Annotated in this window: 17 protein-coding genes; 1 reads left to right on the top strand and 16 read right to left on the bottom strand. The window is 41.6% G+C overall.

The annotated features are described in order from the left end of the window. Nucleotides 1-147 precede the first annotated feature (147 nt). The 5 genes from B7717_RS02850 to pbp2b form a co-directional block, all read right to left on the bottom strand. Nucleotides 148-759: an NUDIX hydrolase gene (locus B7717_RS02850; protein ID WP_084944146.1), complete on the bottom strand. Its 612-nt coding sequence runs from the start codon at nt 757-759 to the stop codon at nt 148-150. Beyond that, nucleotides 746-2,119, bottom strand: coding sequence for a UDP-N-acetylmuramoyl-tripeptide--D-alanyl-D-alanine ligase (locus tag B7717_RS02845; protein WP_084944145.1), 1,374 nt, complete (start codon nt 2,117-2,119; stop codon nt 746-748). Before B7717_RS02845 ends, B7717_RS02850 begins: the two co-directional genes overlap by 14 nt. An 84-nt stretch (nt 2,120-2,203) precedes the next feature. Then, nucleotides 2,204-3,247 carry a D-alanine--D-alanine ligase gene (locus B7717_RS02840; RefSeq protein WP_084944144.1) on the bottom strand — a complete coding sequence of 348 codons (1,044 nt, stop codon included), beginning with the start codon at nt 3,245-3,247 and terminating at the stop codon, nt 2,204-2,206. 173 nt (nt 3,248-3,420) lie between these two features. Next, the gene (gene recR / locus B7717_RS02835; RefSeq protein WP_000966754.1) at nt 3,421-4,017 is read right to left on the bottom strand and encodes a recombination mediator RecR; all 597 of its coding nucleotides are present in this window, start codon (nt 4,015-4,017) and stop codon (nt 3,421-3,423) included. Nucleotides 4,018-4,027: 10 nt separating this feature from the next. Further along, nucleotides 4,028-6,070 (bottom strand): penicillin-binding protein PBP2B, encoded by a 2,043-nt coding sequence (pbp2b, locus tag B7717_RS02830; RefSeq protein WP_084944143.1) that lies wholly within the window; start codon nt 6,068-6,070, stop codon nt 4,028-4,030. Nucleotides 6,071-6,325: 255 nt separating this feature from the next. On the opposite strand from pbp2b, the gene B7717_RS02825 reads away from it, so the two are divergent. Beyond that, entirely contained in the window at nt 6,326-7,177 is an 852-nt protein-coding gene (locus tag B7717_RS02825; protein ID WP_049505654.1) for a MurR/RpiR family transcriptional regulator, read from the top strand. A gap of 135 nt (nt 7,178-7,312) precedes the next feature. On the opposite strand, the gene B7717_RS02815 is transcribed toward B7717_RS02825, so the two are convergent. The 11 genes from B7717_RS02815 to B7717_RS02760 form a co-directional block, all read right to left on the bottom strand. Next, nucleotides 7,313-8,077 carry a class I SAM-dependent methyltransferase gene (locus B7717_RS02815; protein WP_084944142.1) on the bottom strand — a complete coding sequence of 255 codons (765 nt, stop codon included), beginning with the start codon at nt 8,075-8,077 and terminating at the stop codon, nt 7,313-7,315. A 422-nt stretch (nt 8,078-8,499) separates the two neighbouring features. After that, a complete protein-coding gene (locus tag B7717_RS02805; RefSeq protein WP_084944141.1) occupies nt 8,500-9,396 on the bottom strand; it encodes an ROK family protein in 897 nt (298 codons plus the stop codon). A 17-nt stretch (nt 9,397-9,413) separates the two neighbouring features. After that, nucleotides 9,414-10,331, bottom strand: a complete 918-nt coding sequence (locus B7717_RS02800; protein ID WP_084921703.1) for a dihydrodipicolinate synthase family protein — start codon at nt 10,329-10,331, stop codon at nt 9,414-9,416. Between the two features lie 170 nt (nt 10,332-10,501). Continuing rightward, nucleotides 10,502-11,146 (bottom strand): YesL family protein, encoded by a 645-nt coding sequence (locus B7717_RS02795; RefSeq protein ID WP_049478456.1) that lies wholly within the window; start codon nt 11,144-11,146, stop codon nt 10,502-10,504. A 20-nt stretch (nt 11,147-11,166) separates the two neighbouring features. Then, nucleotides 11,167-11,619, bottom strand: a complete 453-nt coding sequence (locus tag B7717_RS02790) for a YhcH/YjgK/YiaL family protein (protein ID WP_000575429.1) — start codon at nt 11,617-11,619, stop codon at nt 11,167-11,169. A 444-nt stretch (nt 11,620-12,063) separates the two neighbouring features. After that, nucleotides 12,064-12,903 (bottom strand): carbohydrate ABC transporter permease, encoded by an 840-nt coding sequence (locus B7717_RS02785; RefSeq protein WP_001183243.1) that lies wholly within the window; start codon nt 12,901-12,903, stop codon nt 12,064-12,066. A gap of 15 nt (nt 12,904-12,918) precedes the next feature. Beyond that, nucleotides 12,919-13,785: a carbohydrate ABC transporter permease gene (locus tag B7717_RS02780; RefSeq protein WP_161800156.1), complete on the bottom strand. Its 867-nt coding sequence runs from the start codon at nt 13,783-13,785 to the stop codon at nt 12,919-12,921. A 219-nt stretch (nt 13,786-14,004) separates the two neighbouring features. Next, nucleotides 14,005-15,333, bottom strand: a complete 1,329-nt coding sequence (locus B7717_RS02775) for an ABC transporter substrate-binding protein (protein ID WP_084944140.1) — start codon at nt 15,331-15,333, stop codon at nt 14,005-14,007. Nucleotides 15,334-15,447: 114 nt separating this feature from the next. Continuing rightward, complete coding sequence (locus B7717_RS02770) at nt 15,448-16,146, bottom strand: N-acetylmannosamine-6-phosphate 2-epimerase (protein WP_001135658.1); 699 nt, start codon at nt 16,144-16,146, stop codon at nt 15,448-15,450. A 233-nt stretch (nt 16,147-16,379) separates the two neighbouring features. Continuing rightward, nucleotides 16,380-19,772: an SIALI-17 repeat-containing surface protein gene (locus B7717_RS02765; protein ID WP_084944222.1), complete on the bottom strand. Its 3,393-nt coding sequence runs from the start codon at nt 19,770-19,772 to the stop codon at nt 16,380-16,382. A gap of 335 nt (nt 19,773-20,107) precedes the next feature. Then, complete coding sequence (locus tag B7717_RS02760; protein WP_084944139.1) at nt 20,108-21,088, bottom strand: acetylxylan esterase; 981 nt, start codon at nt 21,086-21,088, stop codon at nt 20,108-20,110. Between the last annotated feature and the right edge of the window lie 123 nt (nt 21,089-21,211).

The raw sequence follows: 21,211 nt of genomic DNA, 5'->3' as shown, positions 1-21,211 counted from the left end.
CCAGCTTTTAAATTTTTTGAAAAAACTTGATTCTATGACATGCATAGAACACTTGCGTCTTAAATTCGCAACCTATTATATCATTTGTATTGCAGAAATGCACCTTGCAGATACCCTTTTTTGATTTGTCAACTTCTCTAGCATAAACTAATCAACATATTGGTCTCTTTGTCCTTTATAAACTTGCCAAAGAATCTCCATTTGCTCCTTGGTGATGCGTTTTTCAGATAAGACTGGCAATTGGTCAATGGCAAAAAATTGAAGCTCAGCAATTTCTTGATTCTCTTGAAATTGTCCATCAAGAAGTTGGCATTCCAAGACAAACTTTGCATATTGTTTGCTCTGTAGTTGGAAACGATTGGTATCAAAAACTGCAAGTAACCTTTCAGCTTTTGCTGTAAAACCGGTTTCTTCTTCAATTTCTTTGAGAATATTTTCGGTTGGAGAGTAGCCGACTTCACCAAAACCACCTGGCAAAGCCCAACTATCCTCCCCTTTTCCTCTAACTAAACAGATTTTTTCATCCTCAACAATCCAAGCACGGACGTCCATCAGAGGAGTTGCATAAGCGGACGTTGGTTTCAAGACTTCTGCCACTTCTTCTGCATCGAGGTCTGATACCTGATTCAACATTTCAGATAACAGGCTTCGCAAGTCCTCGTAGCGCTCACGGTCGAAAGGATCTTTTGTAAAGGTTAATCCAGTATCCGTAATGGCTAGCATTCTTTGCAGATACTTGGCAAAATCACTTGCATTCATTTTCTAAACTTTCTACCAGCTTGGCTAGATTCATAGAGTTCGATCCTTTGAGCAAAATTTGGTCATTGGCACCGAGTCTTTCCTTAACCTGCTTGACTAGGTCTTCAAATTGGTCCTCGTCAGCTGTTTTCTTGAAGTAGAAAACGTGACCGATTGGGAACATTTGACTAGCAAGTTGGCTTAATTCGGCAATGTCTTCTCCATAGAAAATAACGGTATCCAGCACATCTGGCGATAGGCTTAAAATCATCTGGTTATGGAGCTGAACAGACTGGTCACCAAGTTCCTTCATGTCTGCTAGAACAGCTATTTTTTTGCCCCCTTCATTAGCTGGAATGGCAGAAAATGTTTCCAAAATCAACTTCATAGCAGTTGGATTGGCATTGTATACGTCAGACAGAATATCTGCTCCATTGGCTGCCTTCTTCCACTCAGTACGATTGCGGGTCAATTCTAGGTTCTGAAAGGCCTGACGAATTTGCTCCTCTGAAACTCCTTCTTGTAGAGCCACATAAGCAGCAATCATAGCATTGGTGGCATTGTACTTACCTGTCACTGGTAAATCGAGGGCTTGTCCCAAAAAATTAGCTTTAAAAGTTAGACTATCCTTGCGCTCAATCAAGTCTGTGACTTCTAACTCAGCTCCTTGCCCAAAACGGACCACTTTTTTATCTGTAGGCAAGTAGTTCTCTACAATCGGGTCAGCTGGTGCCAAAAGCAAAGAATCTGGTGCCATACCATCAGCAATTTGCATTTTCCCTTTAGCAATCTCCGAACGGTCTTTGAAAAAGGCCAAATGAGCCTCTCCAACCAAGGTCACAATGGCTGTCTTAGGATGAGCCAATTCAGACAAAAGATGGATATCTCCTAGGTGATCCTGTCCCATCTCCAAGACCAACTTTTCTGTCCCTTCAGGCATGTGGAGAACTGTGTAGGGAAGGCCAATTTCGTTATTGTAATTGCCCTGAGTTTTGTAGGTCTTGTATTTTGTTGACAATAAATGTGCCAACATATCCTTGGTAGTCGTCTTGCCATTTGAACCCGTTACTGCAAAGACATCAACTGCCGTTTTTTCAAGATAGTAGGCTGCGAGGATTTGAAAGGCAGTCAAGACATCGTCTACTAGAATGTAGGGATGATTTGCAATCTCTTTCTCAGACAAGGTTACTACTGCACCATTTTCAAAAGCTGTTTCGATAAAGTCATGACCGTCACGCGCTCCTTTGAGTGGCACAAACAAATCACCTGGCCCAATCAAACGACTGTCAAACTCAGCTTTTTCTAACTGAACGTCCGCAAAAAGACTAACATCATTTTTAGCTCCAACAGCTTGGGCAACTTCATGGATTGTTAATTTCATTTCTACTCCTTTAAAAAGGGTTGAAGTCCGAGAACTCTAATCATCATGCAGTGATAGTTCTGGCTTCTACCCTCTCTTTCATTTTTATAGCAAATGCGCTTCGCGCTTGTCAAAACTTTGCTTAGCAAGGTCAACCAAATGCTCGATTAGTTCTGGGTAGCTGATTCCCATATTGTCCCAAAGTAGTGGATACATAGACCACTGGGTAAAACCTGGCATGGTATTAAGCTCGTTTAGGAAAATCTCGCCCTTATCTGTATAGAAGAAATCACAACGAGACAGACCGAGGCCACCAATCGCACGGAAGGCTGTTTCTGCATTATGACGCATGACAGCTACCACATCATCACTAATCTTTGCTGGGATGTCCATGGTAATCTTGTTATCGATATATTTGGCATCATAGTCATAAAAGGCAACATCCTTGACCACTTCACCTGGCAAAGTGCTCTTAACATCGTAGTTGCCCAAGAGACCAACCTCGATTTCACGCGCATTTACCCCTTGCTCTACCAAGACACGGCTGTCATATTGGAAGGCAAGCTCCAAAGCTTGGCGGAGTTCTTCTTGATTTTCAGACTTAGAAATACCGACACTAGAACCCATGTTTGACGGCTTCGTGAAGACTGGATAAGTCAATTTTTCTTCAACTTCAGCGATTTTAGCAGTCACATCATCGCCTTCAACGATAGCCACATAAGGAACTTGATCAATCCCTACTGATTCTAAAACACGCTTAGTCGTAATTTTGTCCATGGCAAGGCTTGATGACAAGATATTGCAGCCGACATAGGGCATTTTCAAAACTTCAAGGAATCCTTGAACAGAGCCATCTTCTCCCATAGGACCATGAAGAACTGGAAAGACCACTGCACCTTCTTCATAGATGGCACTTGGCGCTATTTTCTTGTCCCAGTCAATAGTTGCATTGGTCATGAGACGATCCTCTTGACCTGGAGTCTGGCTAAATTCTTGCGTTTTGATAAAGTCACCTGACTGGCTGATGAAGAAAGTCTTGACTGTGAAACGGTCGTAGTTGACCGCACGCATAACACTTTCAGCTGAAAGGACAGAGACTTCACGCTCTGCACTACGTCCACCGTATAAAAGAATAATCGTTTGTTTCATATTACTTGTCCTAATTCTAATAGAATACTCGTTCTTTAGTATATCATATTTGCTTCTTTTTTGAAACTTGAACATGGTACTAGAATTTAAGAAACATAAAAGAGACCTATAACATCAAAGTCGGTCTCCTTAATTTTCTTATGAATAAATTTAGTTCGTAAATTTGTCTACTCCTACAACTCTGTCCGATTTTCAATGGCTCGTAAGAGTGTGACTTCGTCCGCATACTCGATATCTGCTCCCACGGCTAGTCCTCGTGCTAGGCGAGTGACCTTGATACCAGCTGGCTTGAGGAGACGAGAGAGATACATCGATGTCGCTTCCCCATCCGCTGTCGCATTGGTTGCCACGATCACTTCTGAAACCTCACTATCCATAAGACGGGTCATGAGACTCTTGAGGTTGATATCGTCTGGGCTGATACCATTCATCGGAGAAATGAGGCCGTGCAAGACATGATAGAGTCCATGGTATTCTTGGATGTTTTCCATAGCAGCCACATCGCGACTATCCTCTAGTACCAAGATGGTTGTCTGATCACGAGTCGGATCTGTACAGATCGAGCAAGGATCATCATCCGTTAAACGGCCACAGATGGAACAATAGGTTAATTCCCGCTTAGCAGACAGGAGATTTTTGGCAAATTCATTGACATCGTCATCAGACATTCCAATAGTATAGAAGGCTAGGCGGGTAGCCGTTTTAATCCCGATACCTGGTAACTTTGAATAGCTATCAATCAGCTTTGCAATAGGTGTTGGATACAGCATAAGTTCCTTTCTAATTCATTGGATGGTGTTGGTGATAAAGATTGATAATGTCGCGTGCAATCGAAGGTCCGACACCGTTTGTAAGGTTGGTGTTATGAGGAAAGACGACTGCGACTGCGATTTGGGGATTTTCGGTCGGTGCATAGGCGACTGCGTTGGTATTATCGGCATTTTGACCGCCATTAACGTAACTTTCGGCAGTACCCGTTTTCCCACTGATGGAAACGGCTGCGCCATTTGAAAAGGCACGACCAGTTGTCAGAGCACTCGTTCCATGCGAAACTTGATAGAAACCTTGCTGCAAGATAGCCATATCTGATTCTGAAATATTGACCTTGTTTAGTTCCTTAGTGGCTGTTTCTTGAACCAGACTACCTAAGCCACCTTGGTCATTGTTTCCATAAACCCCTTCAACGATGTGAGGAGCCAAACGTACGCCATTGTTTGCAATGGTTGCGACATACTGGGCTAGCTGCATCGGTGTGTAGTTGTCAAACTGACCAAAGGAATTATTGATATAGTTCCCCAAATCAAATTCTTTCGGCGTAAATCCTGTAGATTCATCTGGGAGGTCAATCCCTGTTGAAGCTCCGAGTCCATATTCCCCAAAGGTTGATCGCAATTTGCCCATTGCAGTCTCTAACTGTCCCGTTGCGACTGTCATATTTGGTGTGTAGGTTTGTCCCATGATTCCTAGCGCAGTTTGAACCATGTAAGTATTAGAAGAGTATTCCAAAGCCTCAACTGCTGTGATAGGGAAAGAGCCATAGGACAAGGTGTACCATGAATTGATAGGGGCCGAACCTTGGAAAACAATCGGCTGGTCTGTCAAGGTTTGATTACCTGACAAGACTCCGTTTTCCCAACCAGAGCTGATGGTCGCTGCCTTAACGACAGATCCTGGCACAAAGACGTTGGTTATCGTTCCAAGCGAATCTGAACTTAATTTACCGGATTCGACATCATGCTTGACACCTGACATGGCCAAAACTGCACCGGTTTTAGGATTGAGGGCTACGGCGTAAACCCCTTCAGAATATTTGGCTCCACCGTTACCCAACTCTGAGTTGAAGTAGCTCTTGAGTAGGTCATCCACACCATTCTGGAAAGCTAGGTCAACCGTTAACTTGATGTTGTTTCCTTTGCTTCCTTCTTCAACATTTTCCACACTTTCCATATTTCCGTGTTTGTCGAGGTGGATTTCTTTGACGGAGCGTTTTCCTTGAAGAACATCTTCATATTGCTTTTCAAGATAGGAAGTTCCCACTCGGTCATTGAGAGAATAGCCTTTTTTGAGATAGGCATCAACTTCTTCTGCTGGAAGTCCTGACTTTTCATTTGAAACGCTACCAACGATCGTCGATAAAGATGTATCCAATACTTTACGATCCCATGAGGTTGAAATGCTGATACCTGGTAATTCCTTGGACGCTGATGCAACGAGAGCAACTTGGGTATCATCTAAGGCATCCGTAGAAATGGTTCCCGTTGCAAAATTTTCAACAGCATTGAGCTGACTAAAGAGATAGATTTCCTTTTTCTGGTCATCTGTATAATTAAGTTGACTCACGTCAATGCTTTCAACCGCATTATTGTAAAGTGTCGCTTCTGATAAACGATTCCCATCTGAATCCAGGCGTTTATCGCTTGGTAAGGATTCGACTGTTTTTTTGTATATATCTTGGTCCGCCAAGTAGTAGTCTGCAATCTGTCGATCTGTCAGATCTGGGGAAGTTACATTTACATATGTGAGAAGTTTCTTGGCTGTCTCCTTCAATTCAGCTGCTGTCATTTTATTGTTTCGTGTGAAAGAAACAACTTGCTTGACAGTATTTTCTACCAAGGGTTTCCCTACCGCATCATAGATCTGTCCACGAGCTGAACTGGTTGTTACCCTTGTTTGGCTGGCTGAGGCCAATTTTGTTTCATAGAAATCTTTATTGAGTACCTGCATGTATAACAAACGACCAATAATGGCCATAAAGAGCAGGATGACAATCGCAAATAGTAAATTAAGCCGAATCGGAATCGAATGGCTATTAAATTTTCTCATACAACTAAGACTCTTTTCTAGAAAAATTCCCGATTTCCACCTTTATTTTTCCTAAAATAATAGAGTAAATAGGTGAATCTCAGTACATTTCATTGTACCATATTTTACGGAGAAACTCTTGGAAAAGTCGAAGCATTTTTTGACTTTTAATTGAAAATGCCTTTTTATTTAGTTATCCTATTTTCTATGATATAATGATAGTAATAGTTAGGAAAGCGTTAACCTTTAAGACTTTGACTCATAAAAAGGAGCCTCATGAACAAGCCAGATATCGCAACCATAATCGACCTCCATTTTGAAGAATTAACCGAGCTCGAGCAAGAAATCGCTCGCTATTTTTTACAAGCTGAAACGATCCAAGATGATCTCTCTTCTCAGCAAGTTACCCAGAAATTACATATCTCCCAAGCAGCCTTGACCCGCTTTGCCAAAAAGTGTGGTTTTACAGGCTACCGAGAATTTGTCTTTCAATATCAGCATCAGGCTAGTAAACCGGACACTCATTCACACAAACACAGTCCCTTGACCAAACGTGTTTTGCGAAGCTACAGTATCATGCGAGAACAAACACAGGATTTGATTGACGAAGAACAACTGGAACGAGTTGCCCAATTAATCGATGACGCTGAACGAGTTTACTTTTTCGGGACGGGAAGTTCTGGTCTGATTGCCCGTGAGATGAAACTGCGCTTTATGCGTCTAGGTGTTGTCTGTGAAGCTTTGACCGATCAGGATGGCTTTGCTTGGACGACTAGTATCATGGATGAAAATTGTCTGGTACTTGGTTTTTCCCTATCAGGCACTACCCAATCCGTCCTCGATAGTTTGTTGGATGCCAAGGAAATGGGGGCCAAGACCATTCTCTTTACCAGCGCTCCAAACAAAAACAGTCAGGCCTATACCGAAACAGTCCTTGTGGCAAGCCATAGTCAATCTTCTTACATACAGCGTATTTCCGCTCAACTCCCTATGCTCATTTTAATAGATTTGATTTATGCCTACTTTTTGGAAATCAATCGCGAGAGCAAGGAAAAAATCTTTAACAGCTATTGGGAAAATAAAAAACTCAACGGCTATCGTAGACAAAAACGTGTTAGAAAATCCTAGTTTGGTTGGACCAAACTAGGATTGTTTTGTTTTGAAATGATAATAGGCACCCAACATCACTGCGGTATTTTGGTGATGGGCAAATTCTAATCGTAAAATAAAACGAGCTATTCTTCAGAAGTACGTTCTATAATATCATAGTTTAATGCAAAGTGTAGCTATATAGTCATTTCCATAAGGTGATAATCGATGTCTTCTGTCACACGATTCATAAAAATCGATCATAGCGAGACCATTTTTTAGTTGTCCTCTAATCTGTGTTTCTAAGGTATGGCTAAATTCATATCCATATTCTGGATTGATGGTGATTTTGCCTTCCTCTTCAAGCTCTTTTGAATTAAAAGGGATTGAAAACTTTAAAAGTAACTCCTCATCGGGTTTATCCCATACAATGTCAGCATCATACATGTAAATCCAAGGATTCATAAATCCGACCATTAAGAGTCCACCCTTTTTCAATACGCGAGAGGCTTCTTTATACATGTTTTCTAAATCTTCTATGTATACATTTGAAACCGGATTAAAAACAATATCAAAAGTTTCATCTTCAAATGGAAATGCTTTTGTCATATCGCCTTGAACGGTATTGATTTTTAAGCCTTCTCGTTTTGCAACCATTTCATCTCTTTCTAATTGTGATTTAGAAAAATCCATGATGGTGACATCATAACCTTTTGCAGCAAAAACGGGACCCTGCTGTCCACCACCACAAGCTAAACCTAATATCTTTTTTCCCTTGGCTTTTTCAAACCATTCTGTCGGAACTTTTTTCCCCACAGTTAAGGCGACAGAAATTGGATGCTTTCTAACTTCTTCTAATTCTTCCTGTGTCAATGGCTCAGTATAGTCATTTTTTACATTATTCCATCTATCTTCATTTAATTTTATATAATTACTCATCTTACAATCTCCTCGTAATTTTATAGTATTTCGATTTAAGTTGGATGTGTTGCCACACTTCTCTCACCTCTAGAAATTTTAATTTGTTAATTTTTCGTCCATCTCATTATATCATTTTTCCACATTTTCCCATTTACTCAAGCTAAACACTAGTTGAATTTGATGATAGAATTGCTCTCGCTTCAACATTTCATACAAGGTGGTTATTTTCTCCTAGTTTCTCACGATTACCTCCTTTAGCTTAAATTTTTCAATAAAAAAAGAATTAAGCAAAACAGTTTTCACTCAAGTAGTGATTCAGTGTTTTTCTTAATTCTATAATTCCAAACTAGGATTGTTTTGTTTTGATACTCTTCGAAAATCAAATTCAAACCACGTCAGCTTCACCTTGCCGTACTCAAGTACTGCCTACGGCTAGCTTCCTACTTTGCTCTTTGATTTTCATTGAGTATAAAATGATAATAGGCTCCCAACATCCCTGCTGTATTTTGGTGATGGGCAAATTCTAATCGTGTTTTTTCAGCTAGGCTTGGTACCAAGGCCGCCTTCAAGGCTGTGCGAATCTTTGGTTTGAGGATAGCCTCTTGCCCCATGATACCGCCACCAAGAATGACCACTTCTGGATTGGCAACATAGCAAATATTTGCCAGACCTTTTCCTAGATAGTCTACCATGCGGTCAATCCCAGCCATACAGATCTTGTTTCCTTCGGTAGCTTCCTTGAAAATGCGTCGGCCATTCCACTGGTCAACTGGATCTCCGTGACCTGCTGCCACATATTCTACCAAGGCTGTCGTAGAAGCAAGATCCTGAAAAGCTCCATCCTGCATGTGCATATAACCAACTTCGCAAGCTGAGTTGCTAAATCCATGGAAGACCTTCCCATTCATAATCAAGCAACCACCGATACCGGTTCCAATGGTCAAGCAAAGAGTGACACTCGCTCCCTTTCCAGAACCAGATACTGCCTCAGCTAGACCTGCACAGTTGACATCATTTTCAATTTCACAAGGGATATTAAAGCTCGTCTCGATTTCCTTCTTGAACTGGGTTCCTGCATAGTTGGGAATCTGAGGTCCAGCGTAGAAAATCTCCCCCTTATCAGGATCTACCATCCCTGCCGAAGAAATGGCAACACCTGTAACTAAGCCTTTTTCTAAATAGCTGGCTACGATATCTTTTGTCTTTTGTAAGATATGAGGACCACCCTTATGCGCCTCAGTTGGCATTTCATGCGATTCAACAAGTTGGCCTTCTTGGTCAATCAAACCATATTTGATATTGGTTCCACCGATATCAATTGCAACGTAGTGTGTCATAAATACCTCCTTATGGATTAGAGGAAGCGCTCCTTGGTTTCACGAATCAATTGCGCTGCTGCTTCTACAACTGGTCGATCTTCTTCAGTCACTGGCGTCAATGGTGAACGAACTGAACCAATGTTCAAGCCTTCATTGATTTTCAAGACTTCTTTGATGACACCGTACATATTTCCATGTGTAGCAGTCAATTTACCAATGATTGCGTTGATAGCGTATTGCAATTCACGCGCTGTTTCCAAGTCTTTCTCAGCAATCAACTCATTGAGTTTCAAGAAGAGTTCTGGCATAGCACCATAAGTACCACCGATACCAGCTTTGGCACCCATGAGTCGTCCACCTAGGAACTGTTCATCTGGACCATTGAATACGATGTGGTCTTCTCCACCAAGGCTGACAAAGGTTTGGATATCTTGAACTGGCATAGAAGAGTTCTTAACACCGATAACACGTGGATTCTTCAACATTTCAGTGTAGAGACTTGGAGTCAAAGCAACACCTGCTAATTGAGGAATGTTGTAGATAACGTAGTCTGTGTTTGGAGCTGCAGAACTGATATCGTTCCAGTATTTAGCAACTGAGTATTCTGGCAAACGGAAGTAAATCGGTGGAATCGTTGCAATGGCATCTACTCCTAAGCTTTCTGCGTGGCGAGCAAGTTCCATACTATCTTTGGTATTGTTGCAAGCTACGTGAGCGATGATAGTCAATTTGCCCTTGGCAACTGCCATGACTTCTTCCAAAATCAACTTGCGATCTGCCACACTTTGGTAGATACATTCACCAGAAGAACCATTGACATAGAGACCTTGAACTCCCTTATCAATGAAGTATTGAACCAAGGCACGCGTACGCTCTGGACTTACCTCTCCTTGATCATCATAACATGCGTAGAAGGCTGGAATGACACCTTCGTATTTTTTTAAATCTGACATAGATTTTCTCCTAAGATTTCTTTTTTCTGCTGAGAGCAGTTCTATTCTTTACAAGTTTAGTATACACCTTGTGAAAATCGCTTTCAATATCTTATATACACTTAGATTTTAGTTTCTACTTGTATTTTAGAAACTGTAACGATTGAAAGTAGTTTCAGAAACAAGTCATCCTACTGGTATTTGGCGAAGATTTTCTCCATCAATCCTGCTTGGAGAAAGACTAGCAAACCAAAGCCAAAGAGGATAAAGGCTGATCCACCCAAAAGGAGAGTGAAGGCGGATAGATAAAGAACCATCACAATGAGAAAGAGAATGGCTAACATGAGGAAGAACCAAGGAAAGTTAAAACTTGCCAAGATAAGCCCTTTTTGTAGCACTTCTTTCCAAGACAAATCATAGCGCGCAGCGATGGGATAGCTAGCCAGCATCACGAGAGTGAGGAAGATGAGAATCCCCAAACAAATAGCTTTCACAATCTGGAAAGGCAAAGCAGTCTGGCCCCAGAAGAGATAGAGGTCTAGAAGGCTTAATGACACAATGCCCAACTCTAACAGACCCAACTGAAGTCCCAGTTTCAGATTTTGCTTGAAGGCCCTTATATAAGTTCTAAAGACTGGTACTCGCCTGCTTCTCTTAATCTCAAACATAGTTTGGTAGAGGCTGATTTTCGCCACTCCAATCGTTACGATGGGCAAACAAGAGACGACAAAAAGAAGATTGACTGTCACGATATCCAAGACCTTCTCACTGAAACGCATGAGAAAATTATCTGTATCAAATGCTGCCTTGATAAGGCTTACTCCTTTTTGTGACATGTTTGCTCCTCCTGATTCTTTTAATCAATCAAAATTTTAAAGAGATATTTGCGAACCTTTTCTTCCATACCCGCGTAGCCATTTGGCTGGTGTGGTTCTCCTGGGAAGAAAATTGCAAAATTGTGATAGCCCAACAAGAGTGGGTATTTTTCATGACAATGGACAAAGCCAATGTCGCTCGCTTCGTCGAATGCTACTGCTTCGTCTTTGATACGTGAACCGTAGCTCGAATATTCATGTCCTTCTACTAGCAAATGCAAGTCTGCATAGTTCTTATGATGCTCAAATTGATCATTTTCAGCTTGATTGAGGACATTTTCCTGAACAACTAGAAAGACCTTGTCCCCGTCAATCTCATACTTACCGAGTTCGAAAGAATCCTTACGGTGCTGATAGAGATAGTCGATAGCCTTGTCTAGATTAGGATGGATTCCCTTGTAAAAGGCGATGTTTTTCAAATCGTCAAAAATCATACTGTTTCCTTCGTTTCTGATAGTTACTAGTTTTCAGTTTCGAATGTTCCTTCTCTATTTCCCTGTAATAGTGCGGACGGAAGCAAATTCCTTCGGAATTTCATTCCTAATTTTTGAGCCTTTCACTCCTTCATCGTCAGTCTCAAAAATTCCGTCTAAGATAAGCGTAAGATGTTTATCTTAGATACAACTAAAGCGGGAAATAGCCATCATAAAACGAACCTACTCTAACTAGTATCATGAAAAGAGTTCATTCTTAAGTTTATAAGTGTCTGACAAAACTTCACGAAGTAACTGCATACTCTCCATTTTGTAGACACTTATAACTCTGTATTCTCTTATACTCAATGAAAATCGAAGAACAAACTAGAAAGCTAACCGCAGGCAATACTTAAGTATGGCAAGGTAACGCTAACGTCGTTTAAATTCGATTTTCGCAAGGTCTTAACCTTTAACCGCTCCCATAGTAATCCCTTGAGTGAAGGATTTTTGGAAGACAAGGAAGACCGTTACGATTGGCACGGCTGCAAGAGCTGCACCCGCCATGATCAAACCATAGTTGGTTGCCATTTCAGCCTGCATGGTCGCAACCCCGAGTGAGATAGTCAAGTTTTGACGTGAAGTCAACATAACCAACTGCATGAAGTAGTCGTTCCAAGTATTGATGAAGGTAAAGATTGCAAGGGCTGCAAATCCTGGTTTCACGATAGGGAAGGCTACGCTCCAGAAAGTACGGATCTCACCACAACCGTCTATTTTAGCTGATTCAAGCAATTCTGTTGGGATGTTTTCACTGAACTGTTTCATGAGGAAGACCCCAAATGGCCATCCGATCAAAGGCAGTATAACTGCCCAAAGAGTATCGTGAATTCCCATGAAGTTAACGATACGTACCAATGGTACAAGGACAACTTGTTTTGGAAGTGCCATAGCAGCGATAAAGACTGCAAAGAGGATGCGTTGACCATAGAAACGTTTCTTAGCCAAGACATAACCTGCTAGAGAAGAGGTTGCACAGACTAAGAACATGGTTACCAGTGAGATAAATACAGAGTTCCACATCCACTGCATAGCAGGGTTTTGCACCATGAGTTGTTGGAAATTCTCCATGGTTGGCATTTTAGGGAACCACTGTGGCGGAATCATAATGGTGTCAGGTTGTGATTTGAAGGCCCCTGTCAAGATCCAGTAGAATGGAAAGATGAACAGTACGGTCAACAAGAGCAAGATAATCGTTGAAATAACAGTGAAAGCTGTTAAAGGTTTCTTTTGTGTAGGTTGCATAACTGTCTCCTTTCTTTAGTATTCTACGTCGTTTCCGAGGATCTTGAATTGAGCAAAGCTGACAATGGCAATCATCACTGCCAAGAAGACACCGATGGTATTTGCATAGCCGTATTCTGTCAATTGGAAGGCTTTTTCGTAAAGGTAGTACATCAAGGTACTTGTTGAATAGTTTGGACCACCAGAAGTCAACAACTGAATCAAGGCGAAACATTGGAAAGAGTTGATGGTTGTAATAATCGCGATGTAAAGAGTTGTTGGAAGGAGGCTAGGCCATTTGATCTTCCAGAACACTTGGAACTCAGTCGCACCGTCAACACGCGCTGCTTCAACTAGTGAGTTATCAATATTTCCCATAGCAGCGATATAAAGGATAATCGGTTGACCAACAGATGTTGTCAAAAGGATAATCATAATCGCTAGCAAAGCCCAGTTTTTGTCACCAAGCCAAGAAATATTTTGGCTGATGATGTGGCTTGACTTAAGGACAAAGTTCAAAATCCCTGATAGTGGGTCATAGATCCATTTCCATACAACCGTTACGGCAACACTACCTGTAACTACAGGAAGGAAGAAGACGAAACGATAGAAAGAACGGGCAATGGCATTTTGATGATAGGTTTGAGATGCTACAAAGAGCGAGAAGAGAACCACAATCGGAACAGATCCAATAACCAGGATAACGGTATTGATCAAAGACTTCATAAAGACAGGATCTTTAAACATACGAATGTAGTTGTCCAAGCCCACAAACTCAAATTTAGTCATGGAGTAGTTAAAGAAACTTGTAATGAATCCCATAATCATAGGAGCCAAGACAAAGATGACAAAGAAGAATAACACTGGTGCTAGGAAAGCGTAGGAAATCACTGTTTCCCGCATACGAATTTTATTGACTTTCACAGTCGGCACCTCTCTTTCAAATAGAATAGTTTTTGATTTTCTTGAACTGTTTTAAAACCAAAATGAAATTTTTTAAGATTCGCTTATGTAAGAACTTCATTTTAATTTCGTGACAGTTCCTACCATTTCAAATAAAAGTCCCCCTTTTCTTACACCATAGTGCACAGGGAAAAGGGGGGAATCAATCTGACTTAGTGCTTATTGTTTTGTAGCTTTTTTGATGGTTTCGTTAGCTTTTTCAGTGAAGGCTTTCAAAGCATCCGCTGGTTTTTCGTCACCATTTGATACAGATTGCAACATTGGGAACCAAAGTGTTCTCATTTCAGCAAATCCATCGATAGTGTTGTAGTATGGTGAGTAGTATTTAGTCCAGCCACTGATTGTTTCCATACGTTTGTCTTCATAAAGTTTACCAAATGAAGTACGAACTGGGAAAGCACCTGTACGAACTACGTCTTTAGGACCCCATTCTTTGTCATCTGCGATGAATTGAACGAATTTCTTAGCAGCTGCGATTTTCTTATCGTCTTTGTTGTTAAATACTGCAAATCCGTTTACAAGGTATTCAAGAGATGGTTTACCAGAGTCTGATGGGAATGGTACTTCTACCACGTCTACCTTACTTGCTTCCAAGAGTTTCGCTTGGATACCGTTTTGAGCTGGTGCCCAAAGGATTGTGTATGAAGTTTGACCGTTGGCAAAGTTTTGGATGTCTGCTCCACCGTCAAATTGTGAACCATTGTTCAACAAACCATCTTTGATCCAGCTAGCCGCTTTTTCCAGACCTTTGACGAATTTAGGATCGTCAGTTGTATATTTAGTTACGTCTTTGTCTGTTACAGAACCACCGTAAAGGTTTGCAATGAAGGCACGTGTTCCTTGGTCTCCCCCTTGACCAGCACTGAACAATGAACCTGGAGTGTAGCCTTTATCTTTAAGCGCTTTCAAAACTTTTTCAAAGTCATCAGTTGTCCAACCTTCTTTTACAAGGTTTGCAACTCCAGCATCTTCCAACATTTTCTTGTTCATAGCCATGTAGAATGGAGCTGAACTGATTGGATACATGTAAGCTTTGTCTCCAGCCTTACTTGCTTGCACGATGTTTTCGTTGTTGACATCTTTGACGAATTCGTCTGTGAAGAGGTCGTTCAACTCAGCCAATTTACCATTTTTACCGTATTGGATAATACGTCCTGGTGCGTCAAAGAGTACGTCTGGCGCTGTTCCTGCTTCGATGGCTGTTGTGATCTTTTCAGGACCTGACTTGAAGTCGATGGTTTCCAATTTCACTTTTACATCTGGATTTGCTTTTTCAAAAGCTTCGATGATTGATTTTTCATAAGTTCCAACACCGTCACCAGTTTTTTCTTGTGTGAAGACTGGGAATGCCCACCAAGTGATTTCTGTTTTTCCGCTATCGCTACCAGAATTTGCAGCATCTTTGCTTCCACCAGAGTTACCACAAGCAGCAAGGCCAAGAATCGCAGCACCCGCAAGTACTGTACAAGCTAGTTTTCTAAATTTCATCTGTATTCTCCTAATTGATAAGCGTATCCATATTGGATAATGAGCAAGTTTATATTTGTATACGTTTTCATTTCGTCCGACGCATCAACCACTCTCCTCTGTTTTGAGATTGTGTTATTTAAGACCGGCAACAAAGCGTTCCGTGATCTCTTTTGGTCTAGTAATCGCTCCACCAACAACGATGCCTCGAACCCCATATTCAAGGATTTGTTTGGCTTGTTCTGGTGTATGAATTTTCCCTTCAGCGATGACATCCACTCCTGCTTCACAAAGTTTTTTGATTAGTTCAAAGTCTGGACCATCCACTTTCGGACTATAAGAGGTGTAACCTGATAGGGTTGTTCCAACAAAATCAATTCCGGCTTCAACTGCTGCTATACCCTCTTCAAACGTGCTAGTATCAGCCATTAAGAGTTGATGCGGATATTTTTCTTTGACTTGTCGGATAAAGTCCTGAATTTCCAAACCGTCGTAACGTTCACGTTTGGTACAATCCAGAGCAATGACCTCGATGTCTAGTTCAGCCAGTTCATCAACTTCTCTCATCGTAGCTGTAATGAAAGGCTCCTGTGGCGGATAGTCACGTTTGATAATCCCGATAATCGGGAGTTTCGTAACCTCCTTAATCTCCTTGATATCGCGAACACTGTTTGCTCGGATACCGACTGCTCCACCTTGCTCAGCCGCTTTGACTAGCAAGGGAATGACTCCTCCCGCTTCTGTATAAAGCGGTTCGTGAGGAAGTGCCTGGCAAGAGACAATGATTCCATCTTTAATTTGTTCAATCAAGGCTTCTTTGCTGATCTGTGGCATCCTCTTTCCTCCCTTTCTTGTTCTTATGGGCTTATTATATATCATTTGTTAAGCGCTTTCAATAGGTTGTGATAGAATAGATTTCAGTTTCAAAACTATTTTATAGAACAGACTATCCTGAAAGTAGTTTCAGACTTCTTATGATTTTGAATCAAGCCGAATTTAATAAAGAAAGATAGCAGGCTGAAAAACCTGCTATCTCTCCTGAGACTTATTCAAATAGCTCTTGCCTATTATTCTTTTCTCTTCTTGCCAAATGCAAACAAGGATAAAAGAACACCTGCAAGACCAAGGGAAACCAGTGAGCTTGTTTCCTTGCTTCCCGTATTTGGAAGTTCATCTTGTTTAGCTGCTGGCGCTTGATAGGTCACATCTTGGCCTAGAGACAGTTTGTTGTCTGCAGCTGCTAATACTAGATTGGTGTCTCCCTTGTACTCTGGCACTTCAAGGACTGCTGCCTCAGCACCATTGACACCACCCTTATACTCTGGCAGGTCATTTGAAGCTGCCAAGACAAAGTTAGCACCTCCTCTATATTCCGGAAGCTCGTTTGAGGCTGCTAGAACTGCATTGACACCACCTTTAAACTCTGGCTGTTCATGGACTGCCGCTTCAACAGCGTTGACCCCACCTGTAAATTCAGGCTTTTCAACCGTTGGCGCTGGTTCTTCGCCTACTGTTGATAATGGACCGGTGTACTCTGGTATCTCTGCCACTGGGGCTGCCTCAGCATTGACACCACCAGTGAATTCTGTTTTTTCTACTGTTGAAGCTGGTTCTTCACCTACTGTTGCCATTGGACCTGTATACTCCGGAACTTCATGAACCGCTGCTTCCTCAGCATTGACACCACCTGTGTATTCCGGCACCTCATGGATAGCAGCTTCACTACCATTAATACCATCGCTTAGTTTAGAGCCAGCTAAAGAAACTGGTAAATTGTGCATGCTTTCAATTGCACCCTCAGCTAGACCTGTAATCCTTTGACCCATATCCTCTGGGTCTATTGTGAATAAGAGAGTTTTTGTATCGTACTGAGTCATAAAGGTTGCTGTCTTGCCATTTGCCAATTGAAGGGTCGGAGCCTTGTTTACCAATACTTCCGAATCAAACTCCATGGCGATAATACCTGGCCATTTTTGGATGGCATATTTTACTTTTGCTTCTTTAGGAGAAATTCTGTCTTTGCTTAAGAAATCCCAGTTGAATTTCTTATAGGATAAAGTATAATCGTTTTGATTGCCATCCGCATGTTCATAAAGCAAACCATATTCGCCATTTCCGAGTTCTTGGAGTGAGTTGTAAGCAAACTTACCACTTTGTATAGGATTGTGTTTCAGCCATGTCAACTCACCATTCTCCTCAACACGGGCCAGGTGAACCAAACCATTGTTGCGTCCAGGACCACCAGCATTGCTAAGTAGAATGTATTCCTTTCCTTCATGCATGGTGTGAATAGCGGACATTTGAACATAAACGTCTTTTACTTGAGGATAACGTTTGATTTCCTTATCCCACGTTGCTCCCCCATCATGACTGGTCGCAACCTGAAGATCACCAGTCAACCCACGCATAAAGAGCTTGAGATCCCCATTATTCAACTGAACAACAGTTGACTCCGTATTTTGGGCGCCTGGATTATTCATGGTTGAAGAGTGAATGGTTTGGTTGCCTACTGGGCGGTTATCGTTAACTGCTTCCCCTGCTTGCCATGTTTCTCCATGATCATCTGAATAAATTACACGAGATGATTGAGAACCACTTAGATAGGAAACGTTGTTTGTTGTATAAACTGGAATCACCAGTCTTCCCTTATGAGGTCCTGTACGCAAGGCAATCCCCGTACCAGGTCCAGTTCCTAGGAAGTGCATCCAATCTTTCCGAATCCCATGAGTAATATCTTTTGGTGCAGACCAAGTCTTCCCATCGTCATCACTGTAGGACATCCATAGGTAGTTGGTATTGGAAACTCTAAAAATATTCTTCTCGCTATACTCAAAATAAATATTTCCGATTAGCTCATTCCCTTTATACAAATCTCCCTTATCGCTGTAGGCTGGTTTTTTAGGGTCAACGACAACACGATAATCTGTCTTTCTATTTTGAGGGTCGAAAACCTCTCCGTTTTCTCGAATCGTATAGCGACCTGATTCTCCTTGCTTATATAAAACTTGATAAACTTTATCTCCCACTTGTTCATAAGCTTTCGGAGCTTGTCCCGGCAATGAAAATACTGCCTTACTTTCAAGGAACATGTCGTAAATTGCAAAAATTCTCTTTGTTTCAGGGTCTTGCACCAAGGCCATATCAATATTAACTGGAGATGGCCAATCTGCATGTTTAGCGTGCTCATTGTCACGAGGATTTGAGATTACGATTCGGTCTCCCCATGTTTTCCCATTATCTGAGCTGCGACGAACAACCATCCCAATATCTCCCCAGTCAGAATGGTGCAAACGTCTTTCATCCGTTCCAGCAATCAGCGTTCCTTTATCCGTCTTGAGAAGAGCTGGGATACGATAACTCTTGATACCATCTTTATTTGGTTGATTGTTCCTACCACCTTCAAAGACGTCTTCTTTCTCAGTGACTTTTGCTCCCTCAGGAAGTTTCTGTTCCAATTCACCTCTTTCAAATAATTGGCTCCGTGTTTGAACTTCATCTGGGCTTAAAGCACGATCATAAACGGTTAAGTTTCGTACTTGTAGGTTTGATGCCCAAACTGTTTTATTGCCCCGTTTGGTTGATCCAAGTTGAGCTTGATTAACATCTGGCATATCTTTGATGAAGTTCCCAGATTTTAGACTTGTTCGAGATAAGACACCGTTCACATAGAGACGAACTCGACCATGAGGTAACTCCGTTGTCGGTTGTTCGACAGTAAAGGTCACAGAATTCCATTGTCCAGGGCGAACTTTCAAAGGAGCATCTGTATACTTATCATAGAACTGTTCTCCGTTAGCGCCACGCCCTTCAATAAGAGCTGTATTATCAAGGACTGACATAGTAAAGTACTCATTTTCCTTGGTGTCACTGGATACAGAGAAGAGATTGTAAAAGCGTGGAGCTGATGCATCTGGTTTGAACTCCATGTGAACTGTAGCATTTTTTAGTTGCTTTAGTTTGTCTAGTTCATTTGATAAATCAACTCTCTGACCATTTGCTGCATTGGTTTCAACATCTTCTTTTTCAAGGACAGGATTAGCATTTTTTAAATCTCTTGAGTAATAGTCACGAGGAATAGCACCCTGATCCTCTGATTCCTCTTCCTTATTTGCTTCTTCTGCAGGGGTTTCCGTAGAGGATGGGGTTTCTGATTCTGCACTCTCATTTTTTTTCAAGTGATCTTGGTCCACCTCAACGCCGTTGTCTTGTGCTGCTGCCAATTTACCAGCCAAATCCTTATCCAAATGAGCAAGATCTCCCGAGGACGCTTCTTTTGGCAATTCTGATAAACCTTGACCAGGTTCGACAGTTTCTGTATTGGCTCCTGCTGCATTGGCTTGCTCTTGAGCTAAGACTGGATTTGCTCCAAATACTACTGTACCAATCACTACAGATGCCGCCCCAACTGCAAATTTTCGAATTCCGTATCGCTGTTTCCGATCTAAAGATTTGTAATTCATGTTTGTCCTTTCATTTTTCATAAAATAAAGCGCTTTCTTTTTCTTTGAAAATTTTTATTGTCTCTCAAGAGACAAGTTTTACAAGAAAGTATCCAACTTAATGAGAGCTCCCAATCCTCTCCCATTTTCTGCTGAGCCCGAGTTTTTAACCACCCGGCAGCCTTTTTCCTCCTTTCACAAGTGACTTTTCCTTTATTATACAATAAAGTCTTATATTTATATCTGTGTTCCCACAGAATAGATTTTACTTTTAAGAATATTTTAATATTTTAAATTTTCTAAAAGTACTTTCAGGTTTTGGACATAAAAAGAGAGCTCCTGGGCTCTCTCATTCATTATCTTACGTACTTAAAAGGAATCTCACTGCCACAGAGCCAGTTATAGACTTGGTCATTGACAAAAACATTCATGGCTTCGTGAGCATACTCTGGCATGATGCGATAGGCCTTGTCGCAAGTTAGGCGGTTGTAAATCGCAAACTGGGTAATAGGATAGCAAACATCGTCATCCAAGCCCGTAATCATCTTGACCTCTCCTTTGATACGATGGGCAAGATTCTTCACATCGATATAGGCAAGAGTCGCCATGATTTCATCCTCTGTTTCATGGAAGGGATCGTGGAACTTGAAATAACGGAAGAGTTCATCATAGGCTTCACTGGTATTGCCAATCTCAAGTACTCGCCTAAAGTCTGACAAGAAAGGATAGATGGCAACTGTTTTCTGAATCCGAGGATTGAGCGCTGCTGCAACCAAAGCTAAAGCCCCTCCTTGTGAGGCACCATAGCTAGAAAGCCGCTTCTCATCCACCTGAGGCAGACTGGCAACAATTTCAACCAACTGGTAAATATCCAGATAAACATCCTTATAAAAGAGATGATTCCGGCCTTCCACAGCACCACGGATGATATGCCCCTTCACCGTATTTCCTAGTGGTGAGCGCAAGCCGTCTTGCGAGTAGCCCGACTGACCCCGCACATCCATGGAGACAACACCGTAACCAGCCACGGTAAAGGCCAGCATGTCAGCCCAGTCCCAACCACGTCCCATATAACCATGGAAATGGAAGATTAACGGAACTTTCTCCTCACTCTTTGGAAGGATGACACGTGCATAAACCTTGCCTTCATTAGTTCCTTCAAAGGTTAGCTCATAGCACTTGACTTGGGGAATGTGGAAATCTCTTTCCTCCAACTGGTAGGCTGGAAGAGATGAAACTTTTTTGACCTCTTCATCCCAGAAAGCATCAAAGTCTTCTGGAACCTCATCCCTTCCTTTATAAGTCTTGATTTCTTCTAGTAAAGCTGGATTTTTCATAGCATGCTCCTTTAGTTTTGTAATCGCTATCATAACTCTAGCATATCTAGGAAGGCAATGCAAGAAAGAATGCTAAATAGAAAGTGATTTTAGATTCTCTTTCCTCAAACCTATCGCCTGAAA

The organism is Streptococcus oralis subsp. oralis (assembly GCF_002096495.1).
Taxonomy (GTDB): domain Bacteria; phylum Bacillota; class Bacilli; order Lactobacillales; family Streptococcaceae; genus Streptococcus; species Streptococcus oralis_CU.
Note: the sequence above shows the minus strand (reverse complement) of the source record. Positions and strands in the feature narration are given on the sequence as shown.

Bases quoted from the DNA above. Each gene is read 5' to 3' on its own strand.
- B7717_RS02850 (WP_084944146.1), bottom strand. From the start codon at position 759: ATGAATGCAAGTGATTTTGCCAAGTATCTGCAAAGAATGCTAGCCATT.
- B7717_RS02845 (WP_084944145.1), bottom strand. From the start codon at position 2,119: ATGAAATTAACAATCCATGAAGTTGCCCAAGCTGTTGGAGCTAAAAAT.
- B7717_RS02840 (WP_084944144.1), bottom strand. From the start codon at position 3,247: ATGAAACAAACGATTATTCTTTTATACGGTGGACGTAGTGCAGAGCGT.
- recR (WP_000966754.1), bottom strand. From the start codon at position 4,017: ATGCTGTATCCAACACCTATTGCAAAGCTGATTGATAGCTATTCAAAG.
- pbp2b (WP_084944143.1), bottom strand. From the start codon at position 6,070: ATGAGAAAATTTAATAGCCATTCGATTCCGATTCGGCTTAATTTACTA.
- B7717_RS02825 (WP_049505654.1), top strand. From the start codon at position 6,326: ATGAACAAGCCAGATATCGCAACCATAATCGACCTCCATTTTGAAGAA.
- B7717_RS02815 (WP_084944142.1), bottom strand. From the start codon at position 8,077: ATGAGTAATTATATAAAATTAAATGAAGATAGATGGAATAATGTAAAA.
- B7717_RS02805 (WP_084944141.1), bottom strand. From the start codon at position 9,396: ATGACACACTACGTTGCAATTGATATCGGTGGAACCAATATCAAATAT.
- B7717_RS02800 (WP_084921703.1), bottom strand. From the start codon at position 10,331: ATGTCAGATTTAAAAAAATACGAAGGTGTCATTCCAGCCTTCTACGCA.
- B7717_RS02795 (WP_049478456.1), bottom strand. From the start codon at position 11,146: ATGTCACAAAAAGGAGTAAGCCTTATCAAGGCAGCATTTGATACAGAT.
- B7717_RS02790 (WP_000575429.1), bottom strand. From the start codon at position 11,619: ATGATTTTTGACGATTTGAAAAACATCGCCTTTTACAAGGGAATCCAT.
- B7717_RS02785 (WP_001183243.1), bottom strand. From the start codon at position 12,903: ATGCAACCTACACAAAAGAAACCTTTAACAGCTTTCACTGTTATTTCA.
- B7717_RS02780 (WP_161800156.1), bottom strand. From the start codon at position 13,785: ATGCGGGAAACAGTGATTTCCTACGCTTTCCTAGCACCAGTGTTATTC.
- B7717_RS02775 (WP_084944140.1), bottom strand. From the start codon at position 15,333: ATGAAATTTAGAAAACTAGCTTGTACAGTACTTGCGGGTGCTGCGATT.
- B7717_RS02770 (WP_001135658.1), bottom strand. From the start codon at position 16,146: ATGCCACAGATCAGCAAAGAAGCCTTGATTGAACAAATTAAAGATGGA.
- B7717_RS02765 (WP_084944222.1), bottom strand. From the start codon at position 19,772: ATGAATTACAAATCTTTAGATCGGAAACAGCGATACGGAATTCGAAAA.
- B7717_RS02760 (WP_084944139.1), bottom strand. From the start codon at position 21,088: ATGAAAAATCCAGCTTTACTAGAAGAAATCAAGACTTATAAAGGAAGG.